At 54.5% G+C, this 1073-nt stretch carries 2 protein-coding genes; both read right to left on the reverse strand.

Translation table 11 applies throughout. The features are described from left to right. Window positions 1-84 precede the first annotated feature (84 nt). Window positions 85-606 carry an OmpH family outer membrane protein gene (locus QZ197_RS14715; RefSeq protein WP_296432903.1) on the reverse strand — a complete coding sequence of 174 codons (522 nt, stop codon included), beginning with the start codon at window positions 604-606 and terminating at the stop codon, window positions 85-87. Continuing rightward, on the reverse strand, window positions 606-1073 hold a 468-nt coding region (locus tag QZ197_RS14720; RefSeq protein WP_296432905.1), incomplete at its 5' end, for a BamA/TamA family outer membrane protein. The genes QZ197_RS14715 and QZ197_RS14720, both read right to left, overlap by 1 nt.

Genomic DNA, 1073 nt, shown 5'->3' on the forward strand with positions numbered 1-1073 from the left:
ATGCGGCCCTTTTTTCTTGGTTGTGCGGGTCTTGACCGCTGTTCACTATGACTAACAAGGCAGCAGCAGCCCGACAAGCTTGTGCTAGGGTTCGCCGTCACCCAGTTCACGATCAATGCGGGCAATTGCGTCGTCGGTGATGTTGGCCGCGCGCACAGATAGGACGACATTGCGTTGTTCAAGCACCAGTGCAGCCCCGCGTTCAAGCATAATGTTTGCGATAATACCTTGCACCTGATCTTCGAATTGGGCGCGTGCCTGTGCCGTTGCGACCTGCAGGTCTACGTTCTTTGCATCCCGCACGCGGCGCACTTCTTGGACCTTGGTATCAAAAGCTTCGGCTTCTGCGCGAAACGCCTCGTGGGTCATCTCGGGGCGCCGCAAAGTCAAACTGCGCTCTTCTTGGGTCAAGCTGTCCACGATTTCGTCGTTTTCAGCCTGCAAGGCCGCCGCTTGTGCCGCCAATGTCTCTGTCAAATTGCGGCCATACGCAGTTTCAAAAAACAATCGCTCGCTGTCGACGATAAGAACGGGCGGGCCACTTTGTTGGGCTGCGGCAGGCAACGCCAGCATCAGCCAAACAAAGAAGACCCGCATCACAATCATCAGAAGCTCGTCGAGATTGTCACGTCAAAGTTAGTAGTGTTATCGAACTCTTCGGCTTCCAGCGCCTCGGTCCAGTTAAAACGCAGTGGCCCAAACGGCGTAGTCCAGAAGATTGATAGACCAGCGACGGTACGCGGAACAAAATCGTCATACAGAATATCCGCGTCTGTATCGGTGCTCACATCCCAAGCCGAACCATAATCGATAAAGGCACCGCCTGTGATCCCGTACTCGCTTGGCAAACCCAAAGGAAACTCTGTTTCAAGACGGATCACCGAGAAAGCCGTTCCGCCCAATGCATCATCCGTGACCTTGTCACGTGGACCAATACCGCCTGGATCAAACCCGCGCATGACGCTGCTGCCAAGGAAGAAACGATCCGTTACGCGGCTGGACCCCTTGCTATAGCTTAGCAAACCGCCCTCATATGTGGCGCGCAAAGTGACTTCTTCGTTCAGTATCTTGGT

Origin of the sequence: Yoonia sp. (genome assembly GCF_017854415.1) — a bacterium.
In the GTDB taxonomy this organism is placed as follows: Bacteria; Pseudomonadota; Alphaproteobacteria; order Rhodobacterales; family Rhodobacteraceae; genus Yoonia.